This is a genomic window from Henriciella mobilis, assembly GCF_003576315.1.
In the GTDB taxonomy this organism is placed as follows: domain Bacteria; phylum Pseudomonadota; class Alphaproteobacteria; order Caulobacterales; family Hyphomonadaceae; genus Henriciella; species Henriciella mobilis.
On sequence record NZ_QWFZ01000020.1, the window covers coordinates 104900 to 130591 of the forward strand.

General features: G+C 62.6%; 20 protein-coding genes. 9 read left to right on the forward strand and 11 right to left on the reverse strand.

Features of this window, described 5'->3' with window-relative positions:
- Nucleotides 1-47 precede the first annotated feature (47 nt).
- The 3 genes from bioB to D1227_RS11465 form a co-directional block, all read right to left on the reverse strand.
- Nucleotides 48-1055: a biotin synthase BioB gene (gene bioB / locus D1227_RS11455; RefSeq protein WP_119374973.1), complete on the reverse strand. Its 1008-nt coding sequence runs from the start codon at nt 1053-1055 to the stop codon at nt 48-50.
- 154 nt (nt 1056-1209) lie between these two features.
- Nucleotides 1210-3654, reverse strand: a complete 2445-nt coding sequence (locus tag D1227_RS11460; protein WP_119374972.1) for a PAS domain-containing sensor histidine kinase — start codon at nt 3652-3654, stop codon at nt 1210-1212.
- Between the two features lie 123 nt (nt 3655-3777).
- Nucleotides 3778-4740, reverse strand: a complete 963-nt coding sequence (locus D1227_RS11465; protein WP_158586634.1) for a DUF2785 domain-containing protein — start codon at nt 4738-4740, stop codon at nt 3778-3780.
- A 125-nt stretch (nt 4741-4865) separates the two neighbouring features.
- On the opposite strand from D1227_RS11465, the gene D1227_RS11470 reads away from it, so the two are divergent.
- Nucleotides 4866-7277: a S8 family peptidase gene (locus D1227_RS11470; RefSeq protein ID WP_199288320.1), complete on the forward strand. Its 2412-nt coding sequence runs from the start codon at nt 4866-4868 to the stop codon at nt 7275-7277.
- A 9-nt stretch (nt 7278-7286) separates the two neighbouring features.
- Nucleotides 7287-7688, forward strand: a complete 402-nt coding sequence (locus D1227_RS11475) for a hypothetical protein (protein WP_119404770.1) — start codon at nt 7287-7289, stop codon at nt 7686-7688.
- On the opposite strand, the gene D1227_RS11480 is transcribed toward D1227_RS11475, so the two are convergent.
- The gene (locus D1227_RS11480; RefSeq protein WP_158586635.1) at nt 7682-8437 is read right to left on the reverse strand and encodes a winged helix-turn-helix domain-containing protein; all 756 of its coding nucleotides are present in this window, start codon (nt 8435-8437) and stop codon (nt 7682-7684) included. The genes D1227_RS11475 and D1227_RS11480 overlap by 7 nt on opposite strands.
- Nucleotides 8438-8714: 277 nt before the next feature.
- Here D1227_RS11480 and D1227_RS11485 point away from each other — a divergent pair, with 277 nt between their 5' ends.
- The gene (locus D1227_RS11485; RefSeq protein ID WP_119404772.1) at nt 8715-11042 is read left to right on the forward strand and encodes a PAN/Apple domain-containing protein; all 2328 of its coding nucleotides are present in this window, start codon (nt 8715-8717) and stop codon (nt 11040-11042) included.
- Nucleotides 11043-11137: 95 nt separating this feature from the next.
- Here D1227_RS11485 and D1227_RS11490 read toward each other — a convergent pair whose 3' ends face one another.
- The 3 genes from D1227_RS11490 to ahcY form a co-directional block, all read right to left on the reverse strand.
- Nucleotides 11138-12181 (reverse strand): SO2930 family diheme c-type cytochrome, encoded by a 1044-nt coding sequence (locus D1227_RS11490; protein ID WP_233350171.1) that lies wholly within the window; start codon nt 12179-12181, stop codon nt 11138-11140.
- Nucleotides 12178-13431 carry a parallel beta-helix domain-containing protein gene (locus D1227_RS11495; RefSeq protein ID WP_119404774.1) on the reverse strand — a complete coding sequence of 418 codons (1254 nt, stop codon included), beginning with the start codon at nt 13429-13431 and terminating at the stop codon, nt 12178-12180. Before D1227_RS11495 ends, D1227_RS11490 begins: the two co-directional genes overlap by 4 nt.
- A gap of 181 nt (nt 13432-13612) precedes the next feature.
- Nucleotides 13613-15013 (reverse strand): adenosylhomocysteinase, encoded by a 1401-nt coding sequence (gene ahcY / locus D1227_RS11500; protein ID WP_119374964.1) that lies wholly within the window; start codon nt 15011-15013, stop codon nt 13613-13615.
- 226 nt (nt 15014-15239) lie between these two features.
- Between ahcY and D1227_RS11505 the strand changes: the two genes are divergently transcribed.
- The 6 genes from D1227_RS11505 (at nt 15240) to D1227_RS11525 (ending at nt 21126) form a co-directional block, all read left to right on the forward strand.
- Nucleotides 15240-15821, forward strand: a complete 582-nt coding sequence (locus D1227_RS11505; protein WP_119374963.1) for a hypothetical protein — start codon at nt 15240-15242, stop codon at nt 15819-15821.
- A gap of 30 nt (nt 15822-15851) precedes the next feature.
- The gene (locus D1227_RS11510) at nt 15852-16241 is read left to right on the forward strand and encodes a hypothetical protein (RefSeq protein WP_119404775.1); all 390 of its coding nucleotides are present in this window, start codon (nt 15852-15854) and stop codon (nt 16239-16241) included.
- Nucleotides 16242-16298: 57 nt separating this feature from the next.
- Nucleotides 16299-19091 (forward strand): DNA polymerase I, encoded by a 2793-nt coding sequence (gene polA, locus D1227_RS11515; RefSeq protein WP_119404776.1) that lies wholly within the window; start codon nt 16299-16301, stop codon nt 19089-19091.
- A gap of 238 nt (nt 19092-19329) precedes the next feature.
- Nucleotides 19330-19455, forward strand: a complete 126-nt coding sequence (locus D1227_RS20355) for a hypothetical protein (protein WP_267896301.1) — start codon at nt 19330-19332, stop codon at nt 19453-19455.
- 480 nt (nt 19456-19935) lie between these two features.
- Nucleotides 19936-20676 (forward strand): VOC family protein, encoded by a 741-nt coding sequence (locus tag D1227_RS11520; RefSeq protein WP_119374961.1) that lies wholly within the window; start codon nt 19936-19938, stop codon nt 20674-20676.
- A 93-nt stretch (nt 20677-20769) separates the two neighbouring features.
- On the forward strand, nt 20770-21126 hold the full coding sequence (locus D1227_RS11525) for a hypothetical protein (RefSeq protein WP_119455297.1): 357 nt from the start codon (nt 20770-20772) through the stop codon (nt 21124-21126).
- On the opposite strand, the gene D1227_RS11530 is transcribed toward D1227_RS11525, so the two are convergent.
- The 4 genes from D1227_RS11530 to ettA all read right to left on the reverse strand — a co-directional run bounded on the left by D1227_RS11530 (nt 21110) and on the right by ettA (nt 25583).
- On the reverse strand, nt 21110-21727 hold the full coding sequence (locus D1227_RS11530; RefSeq protein WP_119404778.1) for a 2-hydroxychromene-2-carboxylate isomerase: 618 nt from the start codon (nt 21725-21727) through the stop codon (nt 21110-21112). The genes D1227_RS11525 and D1227_RS11530 overlap by 17 nt on opposite strands.
- A gap of 36 nt (nt 21728-21763) precedes the next feature.
- Nucleotides 21764-23017, reverse strand: coding sequence for a GGDEF domain-containing protein (locus D1227_RS11535; protein ID WP_119404779.1), 1254 nt, complete (start codon nt 23015-23017; stop codon nt 21764-21766).
- Nucleotides 23018-23138: 121 nt separating this feature from the next.
- Entirely contained in the window at nt 23139-23915 is a 777-nt protein-coding gene (locus tag D1227_RS11540) for a phosphatase PAP2 family protein (protein WP_119404780.1), read from the reverse strand.
- Entirely contained in the window at nt 23916-25583 is a 1668-nt protein-coding gene (ettA, locus tag D1227_RS11545) for an energy-dependent translational throttle protein EttA (RefSeq protein ID WP_119404781.1), read from the reverse strand.
- Nucleotides 25584-25692 lie beyond the last annotated feature (109 nt).

The window sequence follows — 25692 nt, forward strand, 5'->3', positions numbered from 1 at the left end:
CTCCTTCCGGAAATAATTTAAGCGAGCTGTCAGGATTGCAACCCGGTTCAGGCGCCGATCAGCGTATGTTTGCGCGCAGGCGTCGCGGTTTCCTCACGCGAGGCATGCTCGAAACCCATCGCCGACAACAGCGCTTCGTCGCGCGTTTCGCCCGGATTGTCCGTCGTCAGCAGGCGGTCACCCACGAAAATGGAGTTCGCCCCGGCCAACATGCAGAGCGCCTGGCCTTCCTCGGTCATGCCCTCACGGCCTGCCGACAGGCGCACCCAGCTTTTCGGGAAGACGATGCGGCAGACGGCAATCGCCCGCGCCATCTCGATCACGCTGATCGCAGGGCTGTCGCCAAGCGGCGTTCCCTCGATCGGGACCAGCATGTTGATCGGCACGCTTTCCGGATGGGGATTGAGTTTCGAAAGCTCATGGATGAGCCCGATCCGGTCCTCGCGGCCCTCGCCCATGCCGAGGATACCGCCGACACAGAGATTGATGCCCGCCTCGCGGCAATGCGCGATGGTTTCGAGCCGGTCCTCATAGGTCCTGGTCGAGACGACGGTGCTGTAATACTCGCGCGAGGTATCGAGGTTGTGATTGTAATAGTCGAGGCCTGCCTCGCGCAGCGCATGGGCCTGGTGCGGCTCAAGCATGCCGGCCGTGACGCAGGTCTCCAGCCCCTCGGCTTTGACCGCGCTGACCATGGCCGCGATCTTCGGCAGGTCGCGGTCCTTCAGCTCCCGCCAGGCTGCGCCCATGCAGAAACGGTCCGCACCGCCATCCCTGGCTTGCCTTGCGGCGGCGACGACGTCCTCCAGCGCCATCAGCTTCTCGGCCTTCAGCCCGGTATCAAAATGCGCCGACTGGGAACAGTATCCGCAATTCTCCGCACAGCCGCCTGTCTTGATGGAGAGCAGCTGGCTCTTCTGCACCTTGCCATCCGCCCAGTTGGCCGACTTCACTTCCAGCGCCTTTGAGAACAACGTGTCGAGGGGCGCTTCATAGAGCGCGGCGATAGCTTCGCGGGTCCAGTCGTGGCGCGGTTGCATGTCGGTCATGGGCATTCCTTCCCTTTGGCCTGAATAGATCGGCGCCGCTCCATTCAGGATACGGCAAACTTCTAGGTGCCTTGAAGCGACAAAGGCCGGCGCATTCAAGCCCCGGCCTCCCCTATCCTGTTCCTGCCGTTACGTCAGCAGTCTTTAAGATCAGTCCTGCTCAAGCGTTGGCCTCAAGCGGGGCGTTCTCCAGCGGCGTGCGCTTGGTGGTCACGGCCGTGACCGGCAGCCAGACGACAACCTCCGTGCCGCCGCCCTCGACCGACTTCATGCCGACATTGCCGCCATGCAGGTCGACAAAGTTCTTCACCAGGGCGAGGCCAAGTCCGGCGCCGCGCTGGTCCGACGAGGTGAAGCTGTCAAAGCTGGAGGCCTGGCGCTCGGCCTCGATTCCCCGGCCAGTATCCTTGACCGACAGGATCGCCATGTTTTCCACGCGGCTCGCCGAGACGGTGATCTCACCGCCCGGCTCGGTAAAGCGCATGGCATTGGAGAGCAGGTTGAACAGCACCTGGCGGATGCGGCGCTTGTCGGCATGGATGGTACCGAGACCCTTCTCGATCTCGGCATGCACGGTGACCTGCGTATCGCTCGCTTTTCCGACCGTCAGGTCGACGCTTTCCTGCACGACCTCGGCGAGCTTGAAGTCTTCAAGGTCGAGATCCATCCGGCCCGCCTCGATCAGGGCAAGGTCGAGAATGTTCTCGATCAGCTTGTTGAGGTGATCCGAAGCCGACAGGATCGAATTCACATTGTCGAGCTGACGCTCATTAAGTTCGCCATTGGCACCCGACTGGAGGAATTCGGCATAGCCGAGAATGGTCGTCAGCGGTGAACGCAGCTGGTAGCTGACATTGCGAACGAATTCGGTCTTCAGCCGATCGGCCGCCTCAAAGGCTTCTGCCCGCCCGCGCAGCGCGCCCTCGACGGCCCGCTGGGCGGTGACGTCGGCAAAGGCGATCAGCGTGTTCCCGTCCGGCAAGGGCTGGGTGACATAGGTCAGCGTCGAGCCGTCCGAGCGTTTCATCTCGCCGGTCGTCATCTGGCGCGCATTCGCCGACGGATCGGTGATGTGCCCCTTGATCTGCGACCAGGTCTCGCGGTCGTGGAAGAGTGGGACGCACTGTTCGATGATCACATCATAGTCCGGCGTGTCCTTGATCAGCTGCGGATCGAGCGACCAGAGCGAGGTAAAGGCCTTGTTCGACAGCTTCAGCCGGCCATCGGAGCCGAACACGGCGACGGCCTCATGCAGGCTGTCGAGGGTCGAGGTCTGCGTCTTGATCAAGGCGTTGAAGCGCGTCTGCAGGTCCTGCTCGCCGGTAATGTCCTTGAACAGAAGCAGCAGGCCTCCCATCGGGTGGCGCTGGCGGGTGACCTTCAGCGTGCGCCCATCAGGCAGTGACCACTTGTCTTCCTCAGTGCCGGAAATGTCGAGATAGTGCGACAGCTCATTGGCGCGCCACTCGGCATAGTCGGCCCGGGCGGGAAGGCGGCGGCGTTCGCGCAGCTTGTCGAGCAGTTCGCCATGGCTCGGACTGTCCAGCAGGAAGCCTTCTTCAAGGTCCCACATCGCCGCAAAGGCGCGGTTGTAGAAGGTAAGCTTGCGATCCGGTCCGAAGATGGCGACGCCATCGGCGACGTGGTTCAGCGTCTCGTCATGCGCCTTCACATGGCGATTGAGATCCTCGCGCGCAGCTTCTTCCTCGGTGACGTCGAAGGCCATCGCACCGGCCCCGCCCGACAGTGGAAAAGTCAGAACCCGCATGGCCCGGCGCTCCTCGCCGATCACGATATGGCGTGTGGCGTCGATATCCTTGCCCTCAGCGATGGTGCGGCGCATCTGCTCGACGGCCTTGTCATCCAGCATGATCTGGCGGTCGAGCGTGCGGTCGAGCGAGCTGCCCTCGACCGCCTCGATATAAGACGGGTTCGCCCATTGCAGCCGGCCCACACCGGAGACGCGCCAGGCTGGAAACGGTGCCTTGCCGAGCATGTCGAGAAAGGCGGTCGGGTCACGCGCAATGACCTGGCGGGCCTCTTCGAGCTTGCCGCGCGCGGAGCTTTCTTCCAGTCCCTTGATGGTCGAGTCGGTGATCCAGACCACTGCCCGCGCACCGGCTGTGCGGCCATCGGCCTCGAGGAAACGCCCGGACGGGCCGATCAGCGTCAACGAGAAGGGCTGGCCATTCTCACGCAGCTCCCGAAGCCGGATCCGCAGCGTCGTGTCCTGTCCGGCACCATCACGCGCTTCAAGGTCGGCGAGCCCTTCAATGATGCGGATCGCCGGATCGGGGGAGACAGCATCATCTGTAAACCGCAGAAGCCCTGCCAACGCGATGGGCGAGCCGTGGATTTCCGGCGGCGCGATGGTATCGCCCTCATCTTCCAGCGTATCGCCCTGCCAGACCAGGATCACACCGGGGTGTGCGCCGAGAACCGATTTCAGCTCGGCGAGCGACGTCTCTGCATCGCCGGCCCGTTCGCGGAACTTTCTCGCCGCGCCGCGCGCGCCTTCGGAGGTTCGCAAGGCCCAGAGGATAAAGGCCAGACCGAGTGCGAGCGCACCGGCGGCAATGATGATAGGGACCTGTTCAGCATTCATGATATCCCTCCGGCGCGAATCAGTTGCACGCTGGGCTACGCTACTAGTTAACGGAATGGGGCGTTCTCGTTAAGGCCGTCTTAACGACGCGGTAACCCTTACCCAACCCCGTGCGCAACGCTCTCAGGGAATTGTGGACAGGATATGCAGCGCACCGGGCCTCAGACGCTTGAGGTTTTCATCCTCGTTTTCGGTCGCCGACACCAGGATTGTATAGGCAAACGCTCGCAGATTATGCCGGCGCGCCAGCGCGCTTTCCGAAGAGAAGGCATCATCCCAGCTTGCGAGCGGCGCCGGCTCGGCCATCCACTCGAACCATGCGTCCAGCTGCTCCTGGCTGAGCAGGCCGCGTTGCGTCAGGAACAGGATCGGCCGCGCCAGACGCCGGGGCTCATCGAAAATGAAGGCAGGCGCCTCGTTTGATGCGATCTGGCTGCCAACGGCCCGCATGATGCGTTCGGCCTCCTCCCCGCCAATCGCTGGATTGAGGCTGAGCTGCATCAGTAGGTCGGCCCCATGCGCCACGCCATGGCGCCAGCCCTCGCCCTCAATGAACCCCCGATAGTCGCGCACGCTCTCGACATAGGACGCCCCCGTCTCAACAAGGGCCGCACGCTGTTCGTCGCTCATCCAAGGCTCAACGCGGTCCGTACGAGCCACTTCAGACAGGACCAGCGCGGCGAACGGGGCAAGGAAGCCATTGCCCCCTGCCTCCGTATCAATGCGATGCGCGTTCACGCTGGCGGACAGGCGGGCCAGAAGCTGCTCGCGCTCCTCCTGCGGCACAAGACCGGCCCGAAGCAGGCGCGCGAGGGATTCATAGGCAAAACCGTCTCGGATGGCCGGATCGGCCCGCCCGAGGCAGTCGGCAACGTAAAGCGCCAGCCCCTCGACCGGCTTACCGGCCTCGACGATGACAGCAATATCCGTTTCCGCAGCCAACGTCGTGCAGGCCGCATCCATCGCCGATGGAGCAGGTCCGGCGGCCTCTCCAGACGCTCCCGGACCGGTCGCCGTACAGGATGACACACCGATCATGGCGAGGACCGCCAGGGACGAAAACCTTATCGCTGCGCGCAACGCCATGATCTGATCCTCCAACGCCCGAAGGCACAATACGTGCTTGCTCCACAATTTGTTAGGCATCAAGCTTGACGATAGACGATTCCCGGCGCGGTCAGGGTCCCGCGTCCTTACCGGAGACCGACGCCATGCCGTCATCGCCCCGCCAGCGCCTTTACATGTCGCGCCTCCTGCTCGGCGCCTCGCTAGCCGTGCCGCTGCTTATGGGAACGGCAGCCTGTGCAAGTGGCGGAGGCGGAGGGGGCGGCGGCACAACCACGCCGCCTGTTTCACCGCCGCCCCCGCCTCCCCCTCCGCCACCACCTCCTCCGCCTCCACCGGTGGGTGATCCGGGCGACTTCGAAACAAGCGAGTACAATTTCACCGAGGGCCTGCCCTTTCTTGGCGCTTCTTCGGCCTACGCCGCCGGTGCGACTGGCCAGGGCATCACCATTGCGGTCATCGATACCTCCTTCGATCCGGACCATCCGGACCTGGTCGGGCGCATTCTCTCGACCAGCTTCGACATCAATGCCGATACGCGAGCGGCCGACGACATCGACAATGAAGGCCATGGCACACTGGTCGCTGGCGTCATCGCTGCGAACAAAAATGACCTTGCCGGACACGGCATTGCCTTTGAATCCGACATCCTTGCCATCCGGGCCGACCGGCCAGGCAGTTGCCAGGAAACGGGTGAGGATGCTGGCTGCCGCTTTCCCGACCAGGACCTTGCCGATGCGATAGACGCTGCGATCGACAGGGGCGTGCGCATCATCAACCTGTCCTTGGGCGGCACGCCCGACACCAATCCCATTCTCGAAGACGCCGTGCGCCGCGCGGCGGCCGCTGGTATCCTCGTCGTGATTTCGGCTGGCAACGATGCCGAGCCGGCCGGGTCCGATCCCGACACAGGCGACCCTATCGCCGCGACGGGCACCTCGCTCAACGAACCCGCCAATGTCGCCGGCACGTCCGGTACTTTTGGCCGGGTCGTGGCTGTCGGCTCGGTGGATCTCAACGGCATCATCTCGGATTTTTCCAACCGCGCCGGCGACGGCAGCGAGCCGGGCTCAGACCCGAACAACAAGAACTTCTACATTCTCGCGCCTGGCGAAGGCGTCGTGACGACCGGACCGGATGACGACATATTCTTTCCGGACCTTCCGACGTGTGGGCCGGGCGAGGTCAATGGCTGTAATGATACCGACGACGAGGGCGACTATTACATCGTCAGCGGCACATCATTCGCCGCGCCCTATGTCTCCGGCGCGCTGGCGCTGATGCTCGACCTATTTCCCAACATGACACCGGAGGATGCCCTCTCCGCCCTACTCGAAAGCGCAGACGATTATGTCAGCACCAGCCCGGACCTCATCCGCGAGGAGACGGCCGGGGTTGGCGTCGATGCAGTATCCGGGGTCGGCACCATGAACCTTGCGGCCGCCTTCGCGCCGCAGGGCACGACCAGCTTCACCATCAACGGCAAGGCCATCCCAACGGGATATTCCTATGCGCCCGCCGCGGGCGCCTTCGGCGACTGGGCAAGCCAGCCCGGCGCCTTGGGCGAGCTGGTCTTTACCGACAAGTTCAACCGCGCCTACCGTTTCGATGCCGCCAGTAACATGCCCGCAGGCAAGGCACGCGTGGCCGATTTTGATTATCGCGCCGATGCCGCTGCCGGCCAGTCGCATGCCGTGCGCCAGGGTCCGGTGACCTTTGCCTGGCACCAGCCTGCCTTCCGCGACGATCCGGCCATTCCCTATGACGAAGCGCCAATGGCCCAGTTCACGGCGCAATACGATTTCTCCGGCGGCTCGATCGAATTCGGGCGTGGTTTCGGGGCGAAATCGCTCGCTCCCGAGGTCAGCCTCATCAACGAGGCCGGCGCCCGCACCGGCTTCTCGGATGGTGGCTGGGCCCGCTTCAGCCACGATATCGGCGAGATGTCCTTCGAGATATTCTCCTCCGACGATGAGGATCTTTCAGTCTCCGGCGTCGGCCTGTCGCGCATCGAGGAGCGCTGGGGCGTTCGCGGCCAGATCTCGACCATACGCGATGAGCGCACGGCGCTGGGCGGCGTTATCCAGGGCCGGTTTGGCGGGGAGGACCGCTCGCAGCTCTCAGCCTATGCGCTCGAAGGGGCGTATCGCCCGATGAGGAGCCTGCGCCTGTCGGCCGGCGTCGAGGCTGCGACCGTCGACCTGCCGGGCGTCGAAACCAGCAATGTCTGGACGAGCCGCTGGTCGGTCGGCGCCGACACGGTGACCGCGTTCGGACAGCTTGGCCTGACCGTCGCGCAGCCGCGCCGCGCCGAGGGCGGCACATTCGACTTTGTCGGCGTCACCGGCCTCGACGAAGACTTCAACTTCGTCTCCGAGACGATCCGCGCGCCCCTTTCGCCGAGCGGACGGGAAATAAATTATGAGGCCAGCTGGGGCTTCGGCCTGCCGGGTGGTGTCGATGCAGGCCTGACGGCCACGCTGTCGACCCAGCCGAACCATGTGGCCAACGCCGACCCAGCCAGCGTCTACTGGTTCTCGCTGTCGAAGTCATGGTAGGCCGGAGACATGAAGACGCCTGCTCTCCTGTCCTCGGCACTTTTTCTCGGCGCCTGCTGCATGACCGGCATGCCAATGGCTGAAGACGGCGACCCGGACGCGGCTGGTAACCTCTGCGGCTTTGCGATCAAGGACGTTTCGGCCTGGCGCAACCAGATGCCTGGCCCTGATGGGCCGAGTGGAAACCTTGTCATCGTGATCGAGATCGAAGCCGACGAAATTTCGCGCCGCTTCCAGTCTGGCGGCATCAGCGAAAACGGGACGCTGCTGCTCGATATCGTCGAATGGGACCACCCCTCCGGCATCGGCAAGATCGTCTACCGCAAGAAGGGCGTACCAGCCGAACGCGTCGAAATCCGCTGCGGCGGCGAGATCGTCACGACCATCGACAAGATTGACACGGTCTACTGACGCGGCGCTGACTGCTGCTCCTGCCCGTCCGAGGGCTTTCGGGCATAATGGTCGTAAGGGTTGCGGTAATAGTCCGTCTTCAGCCCGCCGACATCTTTTGCTGAGGCGTTGCTCAGGTCACAGGTCTTGCGGATCGAGGAGAAGTCGAAGGACTTGCAGTAGAACTCCGTCTCCTCAAGGCAGGCCGTCATGCACCCCTTCAGAGAGAGGAAAGTCAGGGGGCGAGTATTGTGACCGCTGATGGCAGCATTGTAGGTGACCTCGAATTGCGAACGCAGCGCGTGCGGTGGTTGGAGCCACAGATAGATGCCTGAGCCCGTCGCCAGTAGCGCCGCCGCCAGACCTGCCAGCAGCCGCGGCCGCCGGCTCGCCCAGCGCATCGGCCAACTGAGCCAGTCGGCGCCCGGAGACGATGGCGCGCCGGTGGACACAGTCTCGACATTCCCGACAAAGCGCAGGCCGATATTCGGAATGGTCCGGATCAGACGCTGGCTCGAACCATCGTCGTCGATCGCGGCGCGGGCGGCCCGCAAGCGGCTCGTCAATGCGGACGCCGAGACGATGCGCCCATCCCAGACGGCGTCGTTGATCTCGGCCTTTGTGACGGTCTCACCGTGTTTTCTCACAAGCAGCAGAAGCAGCATGATGACCTGCGGTTCGGCTGCGACCGGCTCACCCGACCTGAAAAGCCGCATCGATCCGGAATCGATCTCGAAGTCCTCGAAACGGTAGAGCATTCTCCTTGTCATGCTGGTACAGATTTCCCCCCTCACCAGACTCATGGTTAACCGAACAGGCCGCGGCAGGGAACGGATAGCGGCCGGAAACCGGGATTCTGGTCAGATTCCGGGCAGTACCTATTCGCTTGTTTCAATGGCGTTTCCCGGCCCTCTTCATATTTCTTCATGCCATGAAGACGCTTCTTCAGTGGTCCTTTGCTCCAGCCAGCGGCTAGCCTCGTGCCCGGGAGCCGAGCGTGCACCTGCCGTGCACGGGATTTAACCAGACCGGAGAACAGATCGTCTCATGAGGAAAACAGAACTGACCAATCGGCGGGCACGCCTGGCGGCCCTGCTGATGCTTGCCGGCGCTGGCGCGGGCGGAATCGCGCATGCCCAGCTGGAGAACTTTGAGTGGACCCCGAATGCCGCGATTGCGGGCCACAACAATCTGCGCCTCGACAATGTCACAAAACAGCAATGCGCCTCAGCCTGCATGACCGTCCGGGAATTCTCCTGCAAGTCGTTCGACTATCACAAGAATGACAATGCCTGCGATCTCAGCGACGCGACGGCGGCCGATGTCGGCGGCCTGAAAACCGACTATGCCGATAATCCTTACGATCACTATGCCATGAACGACCTCGTCGAGATCCTGGCCCAGAGGGCTGAAGACGCTGTCACGAAAAGTCCGGTCGTCGAGGATGTCGAATACGCCATCCGGCAGATGACGGGCCGCAAGGCATCCATCTTCGAAGCTGACCTCGACGGTTTCGTCGATAAGTACGGCGCCGGCATGCACATCGGCGATCACGTCCAGGGTATCACCATGACCGCTGGCGGCCGGCTCGTCGTCTCAATATCGCGCCAGGAGCACGATGAAGCCCCCAGATGCGGCGGCGTGCTGGCCTTTTCCTCGCCCTTCGATCCCGACAATCCTGACCGCACGCTCGACTGGACCTATTATTGCCACAGCGATGACGGCCTCGAGGGCCACCCAAGCGCCATTCAGGCTGCGGGCGACATCGTCGCGGTCGGCACATCCTGGAAGGATTTCGGCGTCAGGAAGAGTGGGTCACGCTACTACCACATCTCGCCAGAAGGTGAGGTCGAACACCTTTGGCACCTGAAGACAGAGGGAGGACGGGACGCAACCGGCCTCGTCTACAACCGCGCTGAAGGCCGCTACTACACGCTCAACGCCGACGGGCTGATCAAATCCGGATATGTCGATGCGGAAATCTGCCGGACCGAGCGCAACGCCTCGCTGATGAGCCGGTCCACCAAGTTCGACGACTGCCGGACGATTTCGGTCCCGGCATCCGGGCAAGGCTCGAATCTTATCGCACAGGCAGACGGCAAGCTGTTCCTCGCCTCGGCCTTCTCCAGCGATGTCGGCCACCTTGAGAACACCGACTACCCCCAATGGGTTCGTGAGGGCGACTATGGCGTTCGCTGCGTCGCCGAGGGCGCTGGCGCCATCGCAGCCGGGTATGACGTGCGCACGAAATATGAAGACGTTGTGGTTCTGGCAGAGATCGACTTCGTCCGCGGCAAGGCAAAGACGGTGTACGAAGCCAATATCGAACGCACCCAGCGCGCGCAGACATGCGTCCAGCAGCGCCCGGCCTTCCGCTTTGCCGGAGGGTTTTCGCCTTATGGCAAGGAAGGTCGCATCCTTGGCCTCTGGTCGGGCCGGCAGAATCCGGTCGGCCAGGTTCACACGGACGAGCTCGAAATTGCCTACCAGCCACTTTCCCAGCGCGGCACGCAGAGCCTCGACTATTCGGTCTCGATCGATTGCGAGGTTGACGATATCGGCAATGAAAGCACCGGAAACACGATCACAGCCACCTTCTACAGCTCCAGCCGGCGAAAGCTGGGCAGCGCCTCGACCGATGGCGTCACCGCCGCGGCCTGCACCTTCACCTGGGTCGACCTGGAAGCGACGCTTGATGAATCGGCCGAGTACGTGACCATCAGCACCAATGGGGACGATGGCTTCATGGTCGACCGGATCGTGCTCGAAAAGGATGGCGACGAGATTCGCACCTATGGGCTCAACAATGACAAGGGCTGGTGCTTTTCGACTGATCGCGGCGATGCCGATGGTAGCTGGAACTATGCCTCAGACGGCGTTTGCGTGACGGAGCATACCTGGAGCTATTCCGGCCAGCCTGTCACCTTCAATCAGTGGGACACGCTGGCGGCGGCCGCCAGCAGCAACAAGCCGAAGGTCCGCTACAGTCTCGATATCGACTGTGACGTTGACGGGATCGACAATGAGGGCACCGACGACCGTATCACGGCAGTCTTCATGGATGCCAACAAGAAGGAAATCGGCCGCGGCTCCATCAAGGAAAACACCGAGCGGGGCATCCTCGGTTGCTACGACATCGAGTTCGACGTGATCACCGATGGTCCGGCGAGTTGGTACCGCATCGAGACCGACGGTACCGATGGCGCAATGCTCGACCAGATCTTCGTCTACAAGAATGGCGAGGAAGTCGACGTCGAGGGCGTCTCCAACGACCGCGCCTGGTGCCTGTCAAACGATCCTGACGACGCCTCACGCAGCTGGAAGGGGCATGCCGCCTACAATACCTGCAGGGCCTCCTGGGAATTCGAACTTTAACTTTAGCCCGCGGCCCCGCCGCATCCTCCCACGGCAAGCGGCGTCGGATTGATCCGGCGCCGTTTCGCTGTCCGACCGGGGCGCGGGGAAAGCGCCTACCGCGCCTCCATGCCGGCAATCCACTCGCGCACCAGCGCAACGCCATCCTCGTCGATGACGGAGCGGCCAAGCTCGGGCATCGCGATGCCTGCCTCGGAGGACGCCATCCGGTAGCTGAGGATGGACTTGTCCGGCTGCCCCGGTGCGATCACAAAGACCGCATCGCCTGAGCCACGCCCGGCGGCCGTCGGATGCTTGCCGATGCCGATGGCCGTCGGGGTATCGACCTCATAGCCCAGGAAAAGGCCGGAATTGGAGGCCGAGCCCTCCAGCCGGTGACAGTGCGCGCAATTGATATCGAGATAGGCGCGGGCGCGTTGCTCCAGCGGCGCGGTCGCGTCGGATACCTCGGGCACCGTGGGCGGCGCCTCGGGAAGACCGGCCAGGATGCCGCGCGCGGCCCAGTCTGCCAGCTGCGCATGGCCATAGGGGCCCTGATGATTGAGATTGCGCGCCTTCGGCCCGATCGGCGCAATCGCATCGCCGAGCTGGTGGCACGTCTTGCACTGGTTCTGGTTGGGGACGCGATAGTCGATGTCCAGCGCCGTGCCGTGCTCGTCCGTGAAGGCGAGGTCCAGCCAGGCCCCGGCGGGCGCATAGACCGCCTCGGTCTCCTCCTCGTTCCAGACATAGGGATAGGCCGCCCAGCCTTCGGCCTTGCGGATCAGCAGGCGCGTCTCGCGATAACGCTCATCGACCGAGGGCTGGCGCATGTCCGGGGCGAAGGCGAAGGTCTTGACCAGCACCGTTCCGACCGGAAAGTCGAACACCTCATCGGGCCGGTAGGCGGCCGCCTTGTCCTTCGGCACGTAGACGAAACGGTGCTTGGCCGCGTGATCGGAGAAAAGCGGATTGACGAGATTGTAGGAAACGACGCCCTCGGCCGGCTCTCGCGCGCTGGCGTCCGCGAACAGGCCGTACTCGGAAAGCGTCCGCGCGGGCTTTTCCGCGAGGATCGTGTTCAGGTCCGGCCCGGCCGCCGTCTGCCCGCACGCCGCGAGCAGACCAGCCAGCAACGCGGCCGCAAGGTGCCGCATCATTCGGCGTGTTCGAGCGTGATCGCCGGTAGCGGATCAAACCGGTCCGCGTCCGGCCTGTCCATCGTCGGTGCGGCATTCTCCACGCTGATGGGGTATGTCCCGAGGCCGAGATTGATGAAGCCGACCGTGTCCGGCTCGTCGATGAAGATGTTCACATCAGTGTCCGTCTCATCGCCCCAGCGCGTGACGCCATCCCAGACGATTGGCGGCAGGCTGCCGCCGACCAGCGGCGCGAAGCTGCCGAGAATTCCCTTCGGATTGTAGCCGCTGCGGCCATAGGTGTTGCCAAAGATGGCGACGTTGCGCGGCAGCGGGTTGTAGGCCTCGTCGGTGAACGGCTCGGTATAGGCGGTGATCAGGATCTGGACGGTCTGGTTGTCGCCAAACCGGTTGTTCGACACCTCGACCTTGTCATTCGCCATGATGATGACGCCAGTCCCGGACGGCACGCCAGCCACGATATTGCCGGGCGGAGCGAAGTTGCGGGTATTATTGTCGAGGATGTCATTGTCATAGACTGCGGTGGAATTGCCGCCCATGACCGGCAGGTCCGGCAGGTCGAAGACGAGGATGCCGCCCGCATTGTGGCGGGCCGTATTGCCATAGACCGCAGCGTTGGTGGAGTTCTCGATCTCGATCCCGGCGACATTGTATTCAGCCAGGCTGTCGCGAACGATGATCCTGTCGGACTGGCCGACATAGATGCCGGCATCCGAGGCGCCGCGCACCGTCACACGCTCGACCAGCACATCCGTACTCTCGACCGGATAGACGCCGTAGGCGCCATTCTCCTCGTCCGGCTCACCCAGCCATTCGACCGTCAGGTCGCGGTAGATGATGCGGTCGGCATCCTTGGACTTGATACCGTCGCCCTTCGTCTCCTGGATGGTGAAATTCTCCAGCGTTACATCATCGGCCGTGACCAGAAGCCCCTCGCCCGAGCCACGCTGGCCGGAGAAATCGAGGATGGTTGCACCCTCGCCCGCGCCGGTGATCGTCACCCCATCGACATCGAGGGAGAGGCCGTCCGTCATCATGAACGTGCCGCGCGGCAGCGTGATCGTGCTGCCCGGCTCGGCTTCGATGAGGAGGGTCTGCAGGCGCGCGGCGAAATCATCGCCAGGCTCCAGGCTCGCATTGGTGTCGGCGGCGTCCGTGCTGGCCGGTGCGTCCGTATCCTCCGTTCCGCCCGGTCCACCACAGCCCGAAAGCAGGGCCGCCGCGGCGGCCGCCATGATCATTGTGCGCATTCCGAAAGGCCTCCCGTCCTTTTTATCTGACGGAAGTGTCACTTTTTTCGCGGGCAGCTGCAAGGGTCAGAAAAATGAAAGAAGCGCCAGACTTGCCGCTGGCGCTTCTCATCGTCCTGGCATGTATCCATCCGCCCCGGGGCGTCAGCCCAAAGGCGAGCGCGCAAGGCGCGCCGGACACCTAGTAGCGGTAATGTTCCGGCTTGTAGGGTCCTTCAGTCGTCACCCCGATATAGTCAGCCTGTTCGGTCGACAGCTCGGTCAGGCCGACGCCCAGCTTGGCGAGGTGCAGCCGCGCCACCTTCTCGTCGAGGTGCTTGGGTAGCGTGTAGACCTCGTTCTTGTACTCGCCCTTGTTCTTGTGCAGGGCGATCTGGGCCAGCGTCTGGTTGGTAAAGGAGGCCGACATCACGAAGGACGGGTGGCCGGTCGCATTACCAAGGTTCACCAGGCGCCCTTCGGACAGGAGGATGATGCGCTTGCCATCCGGGAAGGTGATCATGTCGACCTGCGGCTTGATGTTCGTCCACTGGAAATTGCGCAGCCCCTCGACCTGGATCTCATTGTCGAAGTGGCCGATGTTGCAGACGATCGCCATGTCCTTCATCGCCCGCATATGATCGACGGTGATGATGTCCTTGTTGCCGGTTGCGGTGACGAAGATGTCGGCCTTCCCGACACTGTCATCGAGGGTCTGCACGTCGAAGCCGTCCATTGCGGCCTGCAAGGCACAGATCGGGTCGACTTCGGAGACCGTGACGCGCGCACCGGCGCCAGCGAGCGAGGCTGCCGAGCCCTTGCCGACATCGCCGTAGCCGGCGACGAAAGCGGTCTTGCCGGCCATCATGACGTCGGTGCCGCGGCGGATCGCATCGACGAGGCTCTCCCGGCAGCCATATTTGTTGTCAAACTTCGACTTGGTCACCGAGTCGTTGACGTTGATCGCCGGGAAAGGCAGCTCGCCCTTTTTCGAGAGCTGGTAAAGACGGTTCACGCCGGTCGTCGTCTCTTCAGAGACGCCGCGGATTTCCTTCTTCACCTTGGCAAACCAGCCTGGCGTTTCGCTGATGCGCTTCTTGATCTGCTTGAACAGCGCGATCTCTTCTTCCGATTTCGGCTTGTCGAGGACGGACGGGTCCTTCTCTGCCTTCTCACCGAGCAGGATGTACATGGTCGCGTCGCCGCCATCATCGAGGATGAGGTTGATCAGCTTGCCATCCGGCCATTCAAAGATCTTGTCACAGAATTGCCAGTACTCATCGAGCGTCTCGCCCTTGTGGGCGAAGACCGGCGTGCCATTGTCGGCAATCGCGGCGGCGGCGTGGTCCTGGGTGGAGTAGATGTTGCAGCTGGCCCAGCGAACTTCGGCGCCGAGGGCTTCCAGCGTCTGAATAAGAACAGCTGTCTGGATGGTCATGTGAAGCGAGCCGGCAATGCGGGCGCCCTTCAGGGGCTGGTCGGCGCCATACTCTTCGCGCGCCGCCATCAGGCCCGGCATTTCGGTCTCGGCAATGGCGATTTCCTTACGGCCGAAGTCGGCGAGGGAGATGTCCGCTACAGCGAAGTCATTCGACATATCAATGTTCCTTTATACGTTTATATGGGCCGTTTAGCGGAGGCGCAGGGCGAAAGCAAGGGAGCGAGCAGCATTGGCCGACAAGAGATCTCATCCCCCTGTCCATGCTCTTGCTCCATCGCGCCGACTACATCCGGACAGGGACCCATCTCACTTCTGACGCATTCCTAATGTGGTAATTCTGCAACGGCGCGTTAAGCTACGTTTCGTGGAGTGATGTTGAGGAGGTCTCATGACCCGGCTTTTGCCTGCATCTGCACTTGTTTCGGTCCTGCTGCTGTCATTCGGCGCGCAGCCGGCTTTTGCCGAGGATGACACGCTGGTGCGCCTGCCCGGCTCCGGCGAGGTGAAGTCCGATCGCGACAAGACGATCCTCAAAACCGACAAGCTGAAACCCGGCGGCGGCCTGCTGGCCTCGTTCGACCGGGACGGCGACGGGCGTATTTCGGATGCTGAACTGGATGCCGGGATCGCGATTGCTTTTGCGGCCGCCGATGGCAATGGCGATGGCGTCGTGACCGCCATCGAGCAGCAGAAATGGGCGGCCAGTCTGCCGACACGCGATGATTCGCTGGCCAATCCGGTGCGCTTCGACCCTAATCTCGACCGGCGCGTGAGCTTCACGGAGTTCAGCTCCGTCATCACCGATCTCAGCCAGGATTATCGCAGCGACGGCCATGCCGAGCTGCGCGTCGCATCGTTGCGGGCCCCGAAGACGGAAAACCGTCCGGGCGACCGCCCAACGCTGGAGGAGCTGCGCGAGCAGCAGCGCGGCGAGATCCCCGGCAGGCCGACAGGCGGCAGCGACTTCTAGCGTCGTAGTCCGTGTCGGGGTGGCGGGACCATGTATGATTTCAGCCGATTCTGCTTGTCTGCAGTCATCGCGTCACTTGCGGCAGCGGTGTGGATCGGCGGCGCAGCGTGGCTGTGGGTCCTGATCACTGATACGCCCAGAAACTGGCTTCCATCGTTGTATCACTTCAAACTCTTGGGGATCGTCGGGGCCGTTGTCGCTTGCGTCGGCAGCGCTGCAGCGGCTGTTGCACTGCTTCTTTCAGATCAGATGTTTTCGCGTGCGAACGCCAACTTCCTCACAATTGCGGGTAGCGCTACGGGACTGGCCAGCATTGCTCTAGTGACGCCTGCCAGCAACATCCACTATGTCGTGATTTTCACCGTTGCGGGCGCGATCGGCGGCTGGACATTCGCTCAGGTGTGGGAGACTTCACGCTAGCCCCTACCGCTTGCTGGCGCGCTTCGCTACACAGGCTTCCTAACAGAGGAATCGCCCATGCCATCTGCGCCCGTCACCGAAGACAGCCATCTCTACCTGATCGATGCGAGCGCCTACATCTTCCGCGCCTATCATGCCCTGCCGCCGCTGACCCGTGCCTCGGACGGCCTGCCGGTCGGCGCGGTATCGGGCTTCTGCAACATGCTCTGGAAGCTGCTGGAAGAGCTGAAAGGCGGCGAACGGCCGACGCATTTCGCCTGCGTTTTCGACAAGTCGTCCTACTCTTTCCGCAACGACCTCTATCCGGAATACAAGGCCAATCGCGACGAGCCGCCGGAGGACCTGCGCCCGCAATTCCCGCTGGTGCGCGAGGCCGCCGTCGCCTTCCACACCCACGCGCTGGAGCAGGAAGGCTATGAGGCCGACGACCTGATCGCAACCTATGCCCGCCAGGCCGAGGCGAAGGGCGCGCGCGTCACCATCGTCTCCTCGGACAAGGACCTGATGCAGCTGGTGACCGACAAGATCCACATGCTCGACACGATGAAGAACAAGCAGATCGATGCTGACGCCGTGTTCGAAAAATTCGGCGTAACGCCTGACAAGGTGATCGACGTCCAGGCGCTCGCTGGCGACAGCGTCGACAATATCCCCGGCGCACCCGGTATCGGCGTGAAGACAGCGGCAACGCTGCTGGAGGAATACGGCACTGTCGAGGAACTGCTCGAACGCGCCGAGGAGATCAAGCAACCCAAGCGCCGCCAGACCCTGATCGAGCATGCCGAGCAGGTCCGCACCTCCAAGTTGCTCGTCACACTGAAGGATGACGTGCCGGTCGAGGTCGCGCTGGAAGACCTTGCCGTCGCCGATCCGGACCCGAAGACGCTGATCGACTTCCTCGAGAAGATGGAATTCCGCACCATTACCCGCCGCGTGCGCGAGACGTTCGAGGCCGAGGGCGTGATCGACGAAACCACCGCTGGCGATATCGGGTTCGACGCGGAAAACTATGTCTGCATCCGCGATTTCAAGACGCTGGAAGACTGGATCGCGCGCGCCCATGAGGCAGGCGTCATCGGGCTCGACACCGAGACCAACAGCCTCGACTGCCAGACCTGCGACCTGGTCGGTATTTCAATCGCCCTCTCGCCCAACGAAGCCTGCTACATCCCGCTCGGCCATATCGATCCGGACCATTCGGGCGGCAGCGACATGTTCGACGCAGACCCGCCGCGCCAGATCCGCAAGGAAGATGCGCTGAAGGCGCTGAAGCCGCTTCTTGAGGATCCGTCCGTCCTGAAAGTCGGCCAGAACTTCAAGTATGACTACACGGTCTTCGCCCGCAACGGCATCCACGTCACGCCCATCGACGACACGATGCTGATCTCCTTCGCCCTGCACGCCGGCATGCACGGCCATGGCATGGACGAGCTGTCGGAGCGCTACTTCCACCACTCGCCGATCCCGTTCAAGGAGGTCGCCGGCACCGGCAAGTCGCAGATCACCTTCGACCGCGTGCCGCTCGACAAGGCCACCGAATACGCCGCCGAGGACGCCGATGTCACACTGCGCCTGTGGCAGCATTTCAAGCCGTGGCTGCACCGGGAGAAGGTCACAACCGTCTACGAGACGCTGGACCGTCCGCTCATCCCCGTGCTGGCCGGTATGGAGCGCGCGGGCATCAAGGTCGACCGCGATCACCTGTCGCGCATGTCGTCGGACTTTGCCCAGCGTATGGCGGGCCTTGAAGACGCCGCCTACAAGGCGGCCGGCGGCGAGTTCAACATGGGGTCGCCCAAGCAGCTCGGCGATATCCTGTTCGGCGAGATGGGCCTGCCCGGCGGCAAGAAGACCAAGTCCGGCCAGTGGTCGACCGATGCGAGCCAGCTCGAATACCTCGCCGCGCAGGGCCATGAGCTGCCGCAGATCATCCTCGACTGGCGCATGCTGTCGAAGCTGCGCTCGACCTACACAGAGGCGTTGCAGGACGCGATCAACCCCGAGACGGGGCGGGTTCACACTTCCTACTCCATGGCGGGCGCGCAGACCGGCCGGCTGTCATCGACCGATCCGAATCTCCAGAACATCCCCGTGCGCACCGAGGAAGGCCGCAAGATCCGCGAAGCCTTCATCGCAGAGGACGGCAATGTCCTGATCAGCGCGGACTATTCGCAGATCGAGCTGCGCCTGCTCGCCCATATCGCCGACATCGACGCGCTGAAGAATGCCTTCAAGGAGGGCCTCGACATTCACGCCATGACGGCGAGCGAGATGTTCGACACGCCCATCGAGGGCATGGACCCGATGGTCCGCCGCAAGGCCAAGGCGATCAATTTCGGCATCATCTACGGCATCTCCGCCTTCGGGCTCGCCAACCAGCTCGGCATCGAGCGCAGCGAGGCGTCGGATTACATCAAGGCGTATTTCGAGAAATTCCCCGGCATCCGGAAATACATGGACGAGACCAAGGACTTCGCGAAGGAGAACCTCTTCGTGAAGACCGCGTTCGGCCGGAAACTGCACCTGAAGGAAATGAACTCCAAGAACGGCGCCCAGCGGGCCTTCGCCGAACGCCAGGCCATCAACGCCCCGATCCAGGGCTCCGCCGCCGACATCATCAAACGCGCCATGATCGCCATGCCGGAAGCGCTCGCGAAGAAGAAGCTCGACGCGAAAATGCTGTTGCAGGTGCATGACGAACTCATCTTCGAAGTCCCGGAAGCCCAGGCCGAGGACACGATCGAGACCGTCCGCAAAGTGATGGAAAAGGCGCCGCTGCCCGCGCTACAGCTCAGCGTCCCGCTGGACGTCGACGCGCGGGCCGCGAAGACATGGGCGGAGGCGCATTAGAACAACGCTCTTTCCAAGCCCTCCATCACCGCTCTCACCGGCGTATAGAAACTCATACACCCATTGCATTCCCCCACCGGGCGCACGATATCTCACCCACGCCTTTTGCGGCTCACGTCACACCAAAATCCGCAAAGCCATTCCGGCGCTGTCCCTGCCCTCGGCGAGCATTCCGCTTGCCCGGCTTTCAGGGGCAAACCGCATCGCTGGCTGCGATGCATGAGAAGTGACCATCCCCATGTCCAAACAACAGAAATCGAACCGCGAAATCCGCAAACCGAAAAAAGAAAAGCCGAAGACGAACGCCTCCAACCCGTCACTGAAGACCGGCGTCCACAACGTCTTCGACCAGCGCAAGAAGTAAGCGCCCTGCCCCTCTCGCGGTCCGGCTGATCGCCCGTGCGTGAGGGGCGCCATTGCCTTCTGCGCCCGGATGGCCGATAGAGACGGGCGCCTTCATGGCCTGCCACCCACAATCTGGCTCACGCCTGGCCCGCGCTGTTCCGGCCTGACGGATGCGACGTCCGACAGATATCCTGAACATCCCGCATCGCACGCCGCGACGCAAACAGAAGGGATGACCATCCCATGACACGTCACCAGAGACCGACACGCTTCCTGCGGAAACGAAAGGCTGAAGCTGCGATGCCCAAGCCCAAGAAGCCGCAGAAAATGAAGAGCATTTTCAACGTCTTCAACCAACGTCACCAGTAGTATTGTGCCCTTTGGCACTTGATGCAGGCCCTCCCCAGAGGCATGCGCGGTGGGGCCCGCGGCACGCCCATGGAAACCTGTCCAGATTCCTCTTGGCAAAAGCCCTGTCTGGCGTGCTAATCCTAGGTTCATGACACGATTACGCCTGCGCCAGCTCGTCATCGCCGCCGAGACCTCGGAAGTCGCTGATCAGTTACAATCCGTGCTCGATCTCGGCGAGCCCTTTGCCGACCCGGGCGTGGCGGAGTTCGGGCTCGAGAACGCCGTCTTTGCGATTGGCGACCAGTTCCTCGAAGTCATCTGGCCGGTGAAGGACGATGCACCCGTCCAGCGCTTCCTGAAGCGCAATGGCGAGGGCGGCTATATGGCCATCTTCCAGACCGACGACATCAAGGCCGCGCGCGCACGCCTCGACGGGGCGGGCATCCGCCGGGTCTGGAATATCGACCTTGATGACATCGCCGCCAGCCATATCCACCCGGCCGATGTCGGCGCCGCCATCGTCTCGCTTGATGAGGCCCATCCGTGGGAAAGCTGGCGCTGGGCCGGCCCGCACTGGGAGAGCAACTCCATCGAAGGCGAGCTGAGCGGCGCCATCCTTGAGAGCCCTGACCCGAACGCCCTCGCCTCGCGCTGGGCTGCAGCCCTCGGCGTGCCTGCCTCAACCCATCCGGACGTCACCCGCATCCAGCTGGAGGACGACCAGACACTGGTGTTCCAGCCCGGCGAAGAGACAAAGCTGGAAGGCTTCTGCATCACATTGAACAGCGCCATGAAAGCGCTTGAACGCGCGGACAAGCTGGACCTGCACAGCAATGGCGACGGCGTGCACATTGGCGGCGTGCGGCTTGTGCTCAACAACGAGGCCTGACCTTCACACCATCTGGCGCAGGCGCCGCTCTGACGGCATAGTCACCCTTCAGAAAGGCGTCCGCTCGGGTGCCTGCAGACAAAGGAGATGGTGATGGACTGGTTCAATGAAGTGTTCGATCTCGCCGCCGTGGCATCCGGCGCCGGCCTGGCGGGCGGTGGCGGCGCAGCTGTGCTCGCCTGGACGATCAAAGGCGCCATCGTCCGGTTCATCGTGCGTACGCTGGCCACCGCCGTTATCACAGGGATCGGCTTCTACTTCCTGCTTGGCGCACTCGGCTTCCAGATCGTGCCGGAAGACCAGGTCGCCGCGACACCGCCAGCCGGCCGGATGGCGATGGATGAGACCAGCGACAGCTTCTCGCCGCAGGCCGTGCGCCCGGAGGACGCAAAAGAAGACGATGGCAAGACCACCATCGTTGTGAAGTCCCCCTTCAGGCGGGGTGGCTGAGCGCCCAGTCTAGCGCGTCCTCGAGGCGGTCATCGCCCCAAAAGAGTTCGCCGCCTACCGTGAAGCTCGGCGCGCCGAACACGCCGGCAGCAATGGCCGCGTCGGTATTCTCCTTCAGGCGCTGCTTCTGGGTATTGGAATGCCCCATATGCAGGTAGATCCGGTCAACGCCGCCCGCCGCCTCGATGCAGTCGCCAATCACATTCGGGTTCGAGATGTCGAGCCCCTCGGCAAACTGGGCGGTATAGACCCGGCGCACGAAGTCCCGGCCCCACGGCTCATGTAAGGCAGCGATGGCGGTGCGCGCCGCAAGCAGACCGTTCTGCGGAAAAATGCGGCCGTCTTCGCCGGTCCACGGTTTGAACGGAATTGCGAACTTCGCCGCCCGCCGCTCCATGTCGCGCCACATGTTGCGGCCCTTGGCGGGATAGAGGTTGAAGGGCGAGGTATCCCAGCCCTGGGCCTTGAAGATCGGCCCGAGCAGGAAGGGCGTCCATTTGACTTCGACCTTCCGGCGCGCCGCTTCCGCCTCGATCCGCATGACCGAGAGGTAGGAATAGGTCGAGGCAAACTCGAACCAGAAAAGTACCGGCGCTGGCATAGTCCGCCCAGTAGCGCAGCCTGGCCGGCCTGTCAGCTACCGGAACTCAACTTCAATGTGGGTCCGGGTACGCGAGGTGACTCGGCACGAGGCATCGAGCCCGTCGGAGCGAATGATGAGCCGGAACTCGTCAGGGACATCAGCTGTCGAGATCAGGTCCATACCCGCCCCTTCCTGCCCCAGGGTCCGAACCGTGCAGTCGATGGACGATCCACCATTGTTGAAGCTGACCTTGCCCGCCTTGAGAACCCGCCGACGCGCGGACCGTACCGAGATATCGCCCGTGCCCCAGACCGCATAGCGGTTACGCCCGTCATTCTTGGCCTTGTAGAGGGCGGCATCCGCGCGGGTAAGCAATGTTTCAATGTCCCCGGTGGAAGCATCGAAGGCAGCGACGCCGAGGCTCGCCGTTACACCCACCGTCGTGCCGTCGAACTCGAAGCGCAGCGCGGATATGTCCTTACGCAGCTTCTCAGCCGCTTCTGCAGCGCCCTGACGGTCGGTCTCGGGCAGGAGAATAGTGAATTCTTCGCCGCCAACCCTCGCAAAGATGTCGCTCTTGCGCACAAGCAGCTTCACGGTCTTTGCGACACGCCGGAGCACCTCGTCGCCTGCCGCATGGCCATAATTATCATTGATCGACTTGAAATGGTCGAGATCGAAGGCGATCGCGGTCAGATTGTGTCTGTGCCGGCTGGTGAGCGCGGCAAGTCGCCCGCCCTCATCATACAATGCCCGCCGCGAAAGGGCGCCGGTCAATTCGTCAGTCATCGCCCGCTCACGAAGTTCGAGCTGATCGACAACCAGGTCCGCAAAATCCTGAAGCAGATCAAGATCGCGGGCGGGGAACTGACGAGGCTCTCTATCAATGGCGCAAAGCGTTCCTACAACGAAGCCGTCCCGGGTCTTCAATGGGATTCCCGCATAGAAACGCAAGCCATGCTCCGCCGTCACCAAGCGGCTTTTGGCGAAGCGCGGGTCCTGACGGGCATCCTGAACGATAAGCGGCCCCCCGTACTTAACGACATGGCGGCAGAGGGTCTCTTGCAGCGGAATTTGTTGATCGTCCATGCCGACATTCGCCTTGTGCCACTGGCGATGGGCATCGATGAAGGAGATGAGAGCTGTATCGACATCAAGCGCCGCCTTCACAAGACGCGCTATCCGGTCAAACGGCTTTTCCGGTGATGTATCAAGAATGTCGAGCGCAGCTACCGCTTCAAGGCGGTGTGCTTCCCAACGTTGATCCGAATTGCCCCCCTCCACCGTTCTGGCAGAGCTAACAGACATGATGAACCTTTCCTGTGCGGGAAATGAAGGGAATGCTCCCGACACAATTCCGCTTGTTTGCTCAAGTCTGGCGCAGCCAGGTTAGGATGGCGCTACCAACTGGTGCGCAAACGCAAAAGGCTCAGGGCTGGTTGCGGTCGGGATTCATCTCGATCGCGCCTTCCGGCGTGACATCAAGCGCATACATGTCGAGCGCGGCTTCCAGCGTGAGCAGACCATAAACCGTCCAGACAACCAGAACCACGATCGTCACGATTGCAAAAGCGCGAGCGAAGCGCTCCTCGCCTGGCATCTGGTCGAAACCCCATGCGATGAGAAGCAGCATGGCCGACGCCAGCAGCACCGCGCCAATGACATCGCTTGGCCAGTGAGCACCAAGGTACACGCGGGAGAGGCCCATGAGAACGATCAGGACACTGAGTCCGGCAATGGCCGTGCGCTTGCGTATGCCAGTTAGGGCGTGGACCGCAAAAATGGCGAGCGCTCCATAGATGACCATGGAGTTGGTCATATGGCCGGACGGAAAGCTGAAGCTCTCAACACCGCCATAGAGATCTTCGGTCGGTCTGGGCCGGGCGACGAGAAGCTTGATGCCCTTCACGATAAGCGGTGTCGCAATGAACGTCGCCGCCGATACCGCAGCCGGCCACCAGGCACGCCACAGGAGAAGCGTCAGCACGATGGCGACGGCTATGCAGGTCAGCGCAAGGCTGTCACCGAACAGGGTCAATAGCACCACCGCCCAGTCGAGCGGCGGATTGCGAAGGGCGATCACCGCCTCGCTGAGCGCCCCGTCCAGCCCGGTAATGGCCGCGTCCGAGTGAGCCAGCCATCCCAGTCCCGCGAGCGCCGCCGCAGCGATACCCGCAGGCAGGAGATGCGAGACCGTGTGGCGCAACTAATTCCGCGCGAACTTCTTGAATTTCACGCGCTTCGGCTCGACAGCGTCGGGGCCTAGGCGGCGCTTCTTGTCTTCCAGATAGGACGAGAAGTCGCCCTCGAACCATTCGACGTGGCTGTCGCCCTCAAAGGCGAGAATGTGTGTTGCCATGCGGTCGAGGAACCAGCGGTCGTGCGAGATGACGACAGCGCAGCCGGGGAAGCCGTCGAGGCCTTCTTCCAGTGCCTGCAGCGTCTCCACGTCGAGGTCGTTGGTCGGTTCGTCGAGCAGCAGACAGTTGGCGCCCTGGCGCAGCATCTTGGCGAGATGCACACGGTTGCGCTCACCGCCGGACAGCAGACCGACCTTCTTCTGCTGGTCTGAGCCCTTGAAGTTGAAGGCGCCGGTATAGGCACGCGAATTCACCTCAACACCGCCAAGGTCGATGACATCGAGGCCGTCGGAAATCTCTTCCCAGACATTCTTCTTGTCATCGAGCTTGTCGCGGGACTGGTCCACATAGCCGAGCTTTACCGTATCGCCGACGCGGATCGAACCGGAATCGGGCTCTTCCTGACCGAGGATCATCTTGAACAGCGTCGATTTACCAGCGCCGTTCGGACCGATCACACCAACGATGCCACCCGGCGGCAGTGAGAAGCTGAGATCGTCGATCAGCAGATTGTTGCCAAACGCCTTGCGAATGTTCTCGGCCTCAATGACCAGATTGCCAAGGCGCGGGCCCGGCGGGATGCGTATCTGTGCGTGGGAGACCTTCTCGCGCTCCGCCTCGGCAGCGCGCTGTTCATAGGCCTGGATACGTGCTTTCGACTTTGTCTGGCGGGCTTTCGCACCAGCCCGGACCCATTCGAGTTCCTTGGCCAGCGTGCGCTTCTTGCCAGCGTCCTCGCGGGCTTCCTGCTCCATCCGCTTGGCTTTCTGCTCGATCCAGTCGGAATAGTTGCCCTTGTAGGGAATGCCGCGGCCGCGATCGAGCTCCAGGATCCAGTCGGTAATCTTGTCGAGGAAATACCGGTCGTGGGTGATCAGGATCACGCAGCCCGGGAAGTTCATAAGATAGTTCTGCAGCCAGTTCACCGTCTCGGCATCGAGGTGGTTGGTCGGCTCGTCCATCAGGATCATGTCGGGCTTGGACAGCAGCAGCTTGCAGATCGCAACCCGGCGGATCTCACCGCCCGAGAGCTTTGTGACATCGGCATCGTCCGGCGGGCAACGCAGCGCTTCGAGCGCCATCTCGATCTTGGAGTCGATGTCCCACGCATCGGCGCCGTCGATCTGCTCCTGCAGCGCGGTCATCTCTTCCATGAGCTCGTCGGAATACTCCTCGCCGAGCTTCATCGAGATATCATTGAACTTGTCGACCATCTGCTTTTCCGGGCAGGCGGAAGCGACGTTCTCGAAGACGGTTTTTTCGGGATCGAGCTTCGGCTCCTGCGGCAGGTAGCCGACCTTGATGCCGTCAGCGGCCCAGGCCTCACCGTTAAAATCCTTGTCCTCGCCCGCCATGATCCGCATCAGCGTGGACTTGCCCGAGCCGTTGACGCCGACAACGCCAATCTTGGCATCCGGGAGGAAGGAGAGGTGGATGTTCTCGAAGACCTTCTTGCCGCCCGGATAGGCTTTGGTAAGGCCTTGCATATGGTAAACGTATTGGGGTCCGGCCATGGGATGACGCTCGATCAAATTGGAGTGGGAACAGTTGCCTCGCGGTGTAGACGCTGAGCGGGGCGGTAATCAAGCCGGAAGGTGTGCTGCCTCAGCGCTCCGGCAGGAG

Coding starts and splice junctions, on each gene's coding strand:
- D1227_RS11530 (WP_119404778.1), bottom strand. CDS start 21,727: ATGCCAGCGCCGGTACTTTTCTGGTTCGAGTTTGCCTCGACCTATTCC.
- D1227_RS11465 (WP_158586634.1), bottom strand. CDS start 4,740: ATGGCGTTGCGCGCAGCGATAAGGTTTTCGTCCCTGGCGGTCCTCGCC.
- D1227_RS11495 (WP_119404774.1), bottom strand. CDS start 13,431: ATGCGCACAATGATCATGGCGGCCGCCGCGGCGGCCCTGCTTTCGGGC.
- D1227_RS11485 (WP_119404772.1), top strand. CDS start 8,715: ATGAGGAAAACAGAACTGACCAATCGGCGGGCACGCCTGGCGGCCCTG.
- ettA (WP_119404781.1), bottom strand. CDS start 25,583: ATGGCCGGACCCCAATACGTTTACCATATGCAAGGCCTTACCAAAGCC.
- D1227_RS11535 (WP_119404779.1), bottom strand. CDS start 23,017: ATGTCTGTTAGCTCTGCCAGAACGGTGGAGGGGGGCAATTCGGATCAA.
- D1227_RS20355 (WP_267896301.1), top strand. CDS start 19,330: ATGTCCAAACAACAGAAATCGAACCGCGAAATCCGCAAACCGAAAAAA.
- D1227_RS11520 (WP_119374961.1), top strand. CDS start 19,936: ATGACACGATTACGCCTGCGCCAGCTCGTCATCGCCGCCGAGACCTCG.
- D1227_RS11510 (WP_119404775.1), top strand. CDS start 15,852: ATGTATGATTTCAGCCGATTCTGCTTGTCTGCAGTCATCGCGTCACTT.
- D1227_RS11470 (WP_199288320.1), top strand. CDS start 4,866: ATGCCGTCATCGCCCCGCCAGCGCCTTTACATGTCGCGCCTCCTGCTC.
- D1227_RS11460 (WP_119374972.1), bottom strand. CDS start 3,654: ATGAATGCTGAACAGGTCCCTATCATCATTGCCGCCGGTGCGCTCGCA.
- polA (WP_119404776.1), top strand. CDS start 16,299: ATGCCATCTGCGCCCGTCACCGAAGACAGCCATCTCTACCTGATCGAT.
- D1227_RS11475 (WP_119404770.1), top strand. CDS start 7,287: ATGAAGACGCCTGCTCTCCTGTCCTCGGCACTTTTTCTCGGCGCCTGC.
- D1227_RS11505 (WP_119374963.1), top strand. CDS start 15,240: ATGACCCGGCTTTTGCCTGCATCTGCACTTGTTTCGGTCCTGCTGCTG.
- D1227_RS11490 (WP_233350171.1), bottom strand. CDS start 12,181: ATGATGCGGCACCTTGCGGCCGCGTTGCTGGCTGGTCTGCTCGCGGCG.
- D1227_RS11525 (WP_119455297.1), top strand. CDS start 20,770: ATGGACTGGTTCAATGAAGTGTTCGATCTCGCCGCCGTGGCATCCGGC.
- D1227_RS11480 (WP_158586635.1), bottom strand. CDS start 8,437: ATGACAAGGAGAATGCTCTACCGTTTCGAGGACTTCGAGATCGATTCC.
- bioB (WP_119374973.1), bottom strand. CDS start 1,055: ATGCCCATGACCGACATGCAACCGCGCCACGACTGGACCCGCGAAGCT.